Source organism: Pseudoalteromonas sp. SIMBA_162, from assembly GCF_046535955.1.
In the GTDB taxonomy this organism is placed as follows: domain Bacteria; phylum Pseudomonadota; class Gammaproteobacteria; order Enterobacterales; family Alteromonadaceae; genus Pseudoalteromonas; species Pseudoalteromonas marina.
Genome location: NZ_JAWJBQ010000932.1, coordinates 1 through 247 on the forward strand (window position 1 = coordinate 1; position 247 = coordinate 247).

Sequence of the window (247 nt, forward strand, 5' to 3'; positions counted from 1 at the left end):
GATCTGAGCCAGATGTCTGGCCACAGTGTACTGGCCCCTTATCGAACCGCCAATCGAGAGATCCTTACCGCATGCAAGATCTGACTCTGGTGATGGCCCAGCTCGACCCGCTGGTCGGTGATATTCCCGGCAACACTGCGCGTGCCATCGAATCGGTGCGTGAAGCGAGTCTTGAGCACAAGGCCGATGTCGTAGTGCTGCCCGAGTTGTGTCTGACCGGCTACCCGCCGGAAGACCTGCTGCTGCG

1 protein-coding gene is annotated in these 247 nt (G+C 59.9%); it reads left to right on the top strand.

The genetic code is table 11. From position 1 onward, the window contains the following. Positions 1–92: 92 nt before the first annotated feature. Positions 93–247, top strand: a 155-nt coding sequence (locus tag R0J88_RS22440; protein ID WP_410901234.1) for a nitrilase-related carbon-nitrogen hydrolase, incomplete at its 3' end; no start/stop codon positions are given.